Below are 6,680 nucleotides of genomic sequence, written 5' to 3' on the forward strand. Positions count from 1 at the left end.
AGCCATGAGCCTGGAAAATATTTCCTGCCAGAAAAGCTTCGGCGGCTGGCACAAGCGTTACCGGCATCGCTCAGACGTGCTCGGCTGCGACATGGTGTTTGCCGTGTACCTGCCGCCGCAGGCGGAGCAGGGCGGTCAACTGCCGGTGCTGTACTGGCTGTCCGGCCTGACCTGCACCGACGAGAACTTCATGCAGAAGGCCGGCGCTATGCGCATGGCTGCCGAGCTGGGATTGATCATCGTTGCCCCGGACACCAGCCCTCGTGGTCCGGAGGTGGCGGGCGATCCCGATGGCGCTTGGGACTTCGGTCTCGGCGCAGGTTTTTATCTGAATGCCACGCAGGAACCCTGGTCGCGTCACTATCGGATGCATGACTACGTCGTGCAGGAATTGCCTGCCTTGGTAGAGGCTCATTTCCCTGCGTCGGACAAGCGCGGCATCAGCGGTCACTCCATGGGCGGACACGGTGCGTTGGTCTGTGCCTTACGCAACCCGGGGCGTTATCTCTCGGTGTCGGCGTTTTCGCCGATCAACAATCCGATGGACTGCCCTTGGGGGCAGAAGGCTTTTTCCCGATACCTCGGGGAAGACCGTTCCAAATGGCGCGAGTGGGATGCCTGCGCATTGATTGCCGAGGCTGACGAGAAGTTGCCGCTGCTGGTCGATCAGGGTGATCGCGATGATTTCCTGGCCACCCAGCTTAAGCCCGAAGCCTTGCAACAGGCCGCCAAACTGGCCGGTCATCCGCTGACGTTGCGCTTGCAGCCCGGCTACGACCACAGCTATTTCTTCATCGCCAGTTTCATCGATGATCACTTGCGGCATCACGCGCATGCTTTAGTGCCCCGTCTCGCAAGTACTGTTCCTTTTTGACGGCGTCTGTTGTCGTCAAAAGAGGAACGTACTTGTGAGACAGGACACTAGCCGCTCAATAGCAGGTAGAATCACGCCCTGACAAAAATCGGGGCGTTTTTTATGCGTATTGGCCACGGCTATGATGTGCACCGTTTCGCTGAAGGCGATTTCATCACTTTGGGCGGCGTGCGCATTGCACACGGCTTCGGGCTGCTCGCCCATTCTGACGGTGACGTCCTGCTCCACGCCTTGAGCGATGCCTTGCTCGGCGCGGCTGCGCTGGGTGACATCGGCAAGCATTTCCCGGACACCGACCCGCAATTCAAGGGCGCCGACAGCCGTGGGCTGTTGCGTCATGTCGTCGCACTGATTCACGCCAAGGGCTGGAAGGTCGGCAACGTCGATAACACCATCGTCGCCCAGGCGCCGAAAATGGCCCCGCATATCGAATCGATGCGCGCGCTGATTGCCGCGGATCTTCAAGTTGAGTTGGATCAAGTGAACGTCAAGGCTACCACTACCGAAAAGCTTGGCTTTGTCGGTCGCGAAGAAGGCATTGCGGTGCACTCCGTTGCCTTGTTGCTGCGCGCATGAACGAACTGCAATTGCTCGGCCCGCGGGCCTATGGTGAAGCCCTCGGCACCGCAGTCTTGAAAGCCATCGCGGAAGATTTTCAGGTCGACGAAGTCCTTGATATCCCTTTGAGCGGTGATGGCGAACACCTGTGGATCTGGGTGGAAAAACGCGGCCTGAATACGGAAGAAGCAGCGCGGCGCATTGCCAAGGCCGCTGGCGTGCCATTGCGCACCGTCAGCTATGCCGGACTCAAGGATCGCCAGGCGCTGACACGACAGTGGTTCAGCGTGCAGTTGCCGGGCAAGGCCGATCCGGATCTGTCGGCGGCAGAAAACGACACGCTGAAAATCCTCAAGACCAGTCGGCACAAGCGCAAGCTGCAACGCGGGGCCCACTCGGCCAATGGCTTTACTTTGCGCCTGACGCAGTTCGCCGGCGACAAGGCGGCCATTGAAGAGCGCCTGCAGTTGATCGCCCAACAAGGCATCCCCAACTATTTCGGCGCCCAGCGCTTCGGGCACGATGGCGGCAATGTGGTCGATGCCCGCGCCTGGGCTGCGCGCAAGGCCTTGCCAGAGCAACGCAACGTCAGGTCGCGCCTGCTCTCCACAGCCCGTAGTTTTCTGTTCAACCAGGTGTTGGCCGCCCGTGTCGCCGATGGCACCTGGCAGCGCGCCCAAGTGGGTGATTTGCTGGCATTCACCGATAGCCGCAGCTTCTTTCCGGCCGGTGAGGCCGAGTGCAGCGACCCGCGTCTGGCGATTCTCGATCTGCATCCGACCGGCCCGCAGTGGGGCGAAGGTGACTCGCCGACCGCGGGCGCTGTCCATGAACTGGAGCAGGCAATCGCCGCCCGCGAAGCCGACCTTCGCGATTGGTTGATTAACGCCGGAATGAGCCACGAACGTCGCATCCTGCGACTGCCCATAGCCGGGTTGACGTGGCATTATCCCGAGCCTGACATTCTGCAACTGGAATTCGTCCTGCCGGCCGGATGCTTCGCCACCGTATTGGTGCGCGAACTCGTTGATCTGGTGCCGGTGGGGCAAACGGACAGCCCATGCGTATTCTGATTTCAAACGACGATGGGGTAACCGCACCCGGTCTCGCCGCGCTTTATGCTGCGCTGGCGGATTACACCGAGTGCGTGGTTATCGCCCCGGACCAGGACAAAAGCGGCGCCAGCAGCTCATTGACGCTCGACCGTCCGTTGCACCCGCAGACGCTGAGCAATGGCTTTATCAGCGTGAATGGCACGCCGACCGATTGCGTGCACCTGGGCCTCAATGGCTTGCTGGAGCGTGAAGCGGATATGGTGGTGTCCGGGATCAACCTGGGCGCCAACCTGGGGGACGATGTCCTGTATTCCGGAACCGTGGCGGCCGCGCTCGAAGGGCGTTTCCTGGCACGCCCTTCGTTCGCCTTTTCGTTGGTCTCACGACAAGTCGAGAACCTTCCTACGGCGGCGTACTTTGCGCGCAAACTGGTCGAAGCTCATGCGGAACTTGAACTTCCTCCGCGTACGGTATTGAACGTGAACATTCCGAATTTGCCGCTGGCCCACATCCGCGGTATCCAGTTGACCCGTCTCGGCCATCGCGCACGTGCGGCGGCGCCGACGCAGGTGGTCGACCCGCGAGGCAAGGCCGGATACTGGATCGCGGCTGCCGGGGATGCCGAGGACGGCGGTCCGGGCACTGATTTTCATGCGGTCATGCAGGGCTATGTGTCCATTACCCCATTGCAACTGGATCGTACCTTCAATGACGCCTTCAGAAGTCTCGATGGCTGGCTGGAGGGGCTGCGCTAATGTCTCGTGAGCACGACGATATGCTGCGTCGCGGCATCGGGATGACTTCGCAACGGACCCGTGAGCGCCTTATCCAGCGTTTGTATGAGGAAGGGTTGTCGAACGCCAAGGTGCTGGAAGTCATCCGCCGCACACCTCGTCACCTGTTCGTCGACGAAGCGCTGGCGCACCGCGCCTATGAAGATACGGCACTGCCGATCGGGCATAACCAGACCATTTCCCAGCCTTATATGGTGGCGCGAATGAGCGAGCTGCTGCTGGAAGCCGGTCCATTGGACAAAGTGCTGGAAATCGGAACAGGGTCGGGTTATCAGACGGCTGTTTTGTCGCAGCTGGTCGAACGAGTGTTTTCCGTCGAGCGCATCAAAGTCCTTCAGGATCGCGCCAAGGAACGCTTGGTTGAATTGAACCTGCGCAATGTGGTGTTTCGTTGGGGCGATGGCTGGGAAGGCTGGCCGGCGCTGGCGCCGTACAATGGCATTATCGTGACAGCAGTGGCGACCGATGTCCCGCAGGCGCTCCTCGATCAACTGGCACCCGGCGGGCGTATGGTGATCCCGGTGGGGGCGGGAGAGGTTCAGCAGTTGCTGCTGATCATTCGAGAAGAACACGGCTTTTCCAGGCGCGTTCTGGAGGCGGTGCGCTTCGTTCCGCTGCTCAACGGGCCACTGGCCTGAGCATTTGTTTCGGCCCGCTGAATTCTCCTCGATTGCCTTTGTCTTATAGCGGCGTCGATCAGTTAAACAGGTTGTTTTATCGGGCAGCAAACGTGTGCGCGAAGCCATTTCGCTTCATTAAAGGTAAAGCGTGGCCGGCCCGTTATACTTGCGACACTTCATGCCTAAACACGGCAAATCACATTTTCAGCCACCATAAAGGGAGCGGCGGGTGAGTCTCACAGTCATTGCGCAGCGTATGGGTATAACGAGCTTTCAGCGCCTGGTGACTGGCCTTGTCTTGAGCACCTTGCTGGTCGGATGTTCCAGCAACAAATCCAGCGATGTACGCGTCGTCGATCGCAACAATGCCGTGGCCCAGCGTCCGGCCGTGACGACGGGGCAGTACGTCGTTCGCCCCAAAGACACCCTGTTTTCCATTGCCTTTCGCTACGGCTGGGACTACAAGGCCCTGGCGGCGCGCAACAACATTCCTGCGCCTTATACGATCCATCCTGGTCAGACGATTCGCTTCGACGGACGCAGCGATTCAACGTCGACAACGACAGTCAGTTCGTCAAATTCAACGCCATCGTCCTCGATTAAAACCACGGTGATCCGTCGTCCGGTAAACGGTTCGACCACCACTGCGCCGACGGTGGTACCGTCCGTCGCCAACAAGCCGGCACCCGAACCATTGCCTCCCCCGGGCCCGGCCCCGACCGGCTGGGGATGGCCATCTAATGGCATTTTAATTGGAAAATTCTCTTCAAACGGTAGTTTGAATAAAGGAATTGATATCGCCGGGGATTTGGGACAGCCTGTTTTAGCTGCGTCTGATGGGACGGTCGTATACGCCGGGAGTGGCTTAAGGGGCTACGGCGAATTAGTGATCATCAAACACAGCGAAACCTACGTCAGTGCCTACGGACACAACCGCAGGCTGTTGGTTCGGGAGGGGCAGCAGGTCAAGGTCGGACAGACAATTGCCGAAATGGGGTCAACGGGTACGGACCGGGTGAAACTGCATTTTGAGATTCGCCGGCAAGGTAAACCTGTAGATCCGCTGCAATTCCTGCCACGTCGTTGATCGCTTACCAGCCTGTTCCATCGTAGAGGGGACAGGCTCCAGCGTTGCCAAGGATAAAGGCGCCGCTTGAGCTTGAGGTCGAACTCACCAAAGGACTATAACAATGGCTCTCAGTAAAGAAGTGCCGGAGTTTGACATCGACGATGAGGTTCTCCTTATGGAGACCGGCATCGGTACGGATTCGATGTCGAATGATGAAGGGGCGGCTCCACCTTCCGTTCGTGCCAAATCCAAACACTCCGCGTCTTTAAAGCAGCATAAATACATTGATTACACGCGTGCACTCGATGCCACGCAGCTGTATCTCAATGAAATCGGTTTTTCCCCATTATTGTCCCCCGAAGAAGAAGTTCATTTTGCGCGCCTGTCGCAAAGTGGCGATCCGGCCGGACGCAAGCGCATGATTGAAAGTAACCTGCGGCTGGTAGTTAAAATTGCCCGGCGTTACGTCAATCGTGGTTTGTCGCTGCTGGATCTGATCGAGGAGGGCAACCTGGGGTTGATCCGGGCGGTAGAGAAGTTTGACCCTGAACGCGGCTTCCGCTTCTCGACCTACGCGACCTGGTGGATTCGTCAAACCATCGAGCGCGCGATCATGAATCAGACCCGGACCATCCGATTGCCGATTCATGTGGTCAAAGAGCTCAACGTGTACCTGCGGGCCGCACGGGAGCTGACGCAAAAACTCGACCATGAACCCTCACCCGAAGAAATAGCCAACCTGCTGGAAAAACCGGTAGGCGAGGTCAAGCGCATGCTGGGCCTGAACGAGCGGGTTTCTTCGGTCGATGTCTCGCTGGGTCCGGATTCGGATAAAACCCTGCTGGATACCCTTACTGACGATCGCCCAACCGATCCATGCGAACTGTTGCAGGATGACGACCTGTCCCAGAGCATCGATCAGTGGCTTTCAGAGTTGACCGACAAGCAGCGCGAAGTGGTGGTGCGGCGTTTCGGTCTGCGCGGCCACGAAAGCAGCACCCTTGAAGACGTAGGCCTTGAGATTGGCCTGACTCGGGAACGAGTCAGACAGATTCAGGTTGAAGGCCTGAAGCGTCTTCGGGAGATTCTGGAGAAAAACGGCCTGTCCAGCGAGTCGCTGTTCCAGTAACGGCTTCGTAGCAGCTAGAAAAAAGCCCCGACTGGTTCGGGGCTTTTGTTGTTGGAGTGAAAACGACTGCATCCCCGGGCATGACCTCTGGTTCGTAGTCTTGCGTTGTAAGACATTGCTTACTCTTTCGTAAGTGTTCGTTATTTTTACAGGGCAGTCGTCGGTTATACATCTGACAGAGAAGATCTATCCCATTGAAACGTAGGTAAAAAACTTAAGATTTACGATATATGACAGGCCGGGCCAGCCCCGGAGCCCGATTGCTCTTGCCGCTGAAGGCTCTAATATTCGGGTTGTGTCGACGGACAGACACGCCCTTCAAGGACGAAGGGTAGGGACATCGCAGGAAGCGATTCATCAGGACGATGAAAAGGAACAAAGGGAATAGGGAAAAAATGTGGGCGGGTCAAACCGCCCCTTTTTTTCGCCCATGGAAAAGCAAAAAGGCCCACAACAGACTGTGTGAAAACCTAGCAATCTGCGCAGCGCTCAAAGAAAATGCTCCGTATCGAAAGATACGGAGCATTTTTCGTTATGGCCTACATCCAGGGAGAGCCCCGCAGCCAGACCAGCCTGTTCCC

7 protein-coding genes are annotated in these 6,680 nt (G+C 58.0%); all 7 read left to right on the forward strand.

Translation table 11 applies throughout. From position 1 onward, the window contains the following. Positions 1 to 4 precede the first annotated feature (4 nt). The 7 genes from fghA (at position 5) to rpoS (ending at position 6,099) form a co-directional block, all read left to right on the forward strand. Positions 5 to 874, forward strand: coding sequence for an S-formylglutathione hydrolase (gene fghA, locus F7R06_RS23275; protein WP_090316979.1), 870 nt, complete (start codon positions 5 to 7; stop codon positions 872 to 874). 102 nt (positions 875 to 976) lie between these two features. Next, positions 977 to 1,450 carry a 2-C-methyl-D-erythritol 2,4-cyclodiphosphate synthase gene (gene ispF, locus F7R06_RS23280; protein WP_090316982.1) on the forward strand — a complete coding sequence of 158 codons (474 nt, stop codon included), beginning with the start codon at positions 977 to 979 and terminating at the stop codon, positions 1,448 to 1,450. Further along, on the forward strand, positions 1,447 to 2,505 hold the full coding sequence (truD, locus tag F7R06_RS23285; protein WP_090316985.1) for a tRNA pseudouridine(13) synthase TruD: 1,059 nt from the start codon (positions 1,447 to 1,449) through the stop codon (positions 2,503 to 2,505). Before ispF ends, truD begins: the two co-directional genes overlap by 4 nt. Beyond that, positions 2,493 to 3,242, forward strand: coding sequence for a 5'/3'-nucleotidase SurE (gene surE, locus F7R06_RS23290; protein ID WP_090316987.1), 750 nt, complete (start codon positions 2,493 to 2,495; stop codon positions 3,240 to 3,242). The genes truD and surE overlap by 13 nt, the downstream gene beginning before the upstream one ends. Positions 3,243 to 3,283: 41 nt before the next feature. Further along, positions 3,284 to 3,919 carry a protein-L-isoaspartate(D-aspartate) O-methyltransferase gene (locus tag F7R06_RS23295; protein ID WP_174552471.1) on the forward strand — a complete coding sequence of 212 codons (636 nt, stop codon included), beginning with the start codon at positions 3,284 to 3,286 and terminating at the stop codon, positions 3,917 to 3,919. A 211-nt stretch (positions 3,920 to 4,130) separates the two neighbouring features. After that, complete coding sequence (locus F7R06_RS23300) at positions 4,131 to 4,988, forward strand: peptidoglycan DD-metalloendopeptidase family protein (RefSeq protein WP_090316990.1); 858 nt, start codon at positions 4,131 to 4,133, stop codon at positions 4,986 to 4,988. 103 nt (positions 4,989 to 5,091) lie between these two features. Beyond that, a complete protein-coding gene (rpoS, locus tag F7R06_RS23305; RefSeq protein WP_059407844.1) occupies positions 5,092 to 6,099 on the forward strand; it encodes an RNA polymerase sigma factor RpoS in 1,008 nt (335 codons plus the stop codon). Positions 6,100 to 6,680 lie beyond the last annotated feature (581 nt).

This window comes from Pseudomonas moorei (genome assembly GCF_008801475.1).
Lineage (GTDB): Bacteria > Pseudomonadota > Gammaproteobacteria > Pseudomonadales > Pseudomonadaceae > Aquipseudomonas > Aquipseudomonas moorei.

What these genes read in the sequence shown, in the direction of transcription:
- fghA (WP_090316979.1), top strand. Translation starts at nt 5, where the DNA reads ATGAGCCTGGAAAATATTTCCTGCCAGAAAAGCTTCGGCGGCTGGCAC.
- ispF (WP_090316982.1), top strand. Translation starts at nt 977, where the DNA reads ATGCGTATTGGCCACGGCTATGATGTGCACCGTTTCGCTGAAGGCGAT.
- truD (WP_090316985.1), top strand. Translation starts at nt 1,447, where the DNA reads ATGAACGAACTGCAATTGCTCGGCCCGCGGGCCTATGGTGAAGCCCTC.
- surE (WP_090316987.1), top strand. Translation starts at nt 2,493, where the DNA reads ATGCGTATTCTGATTTCAAACGACGATGGGGTAACCGCACCCGGTCTC.
- F7R06_RS23295 (WP_174552471.1), top strand. Translation starts at nt 3,284, where the DNA reads ATGACTTCGCAACGGACCCGTGAGCGCCTTATCCAGCGTTTGTATGAG.
- rpoS (WP_059407844.1), top strand. Translation starts at nt 5,092, where the DNA reads ATGGCTCTCAGTAAAGAAGTGCCGGAGTTTGACATCGACGATGAGGTT.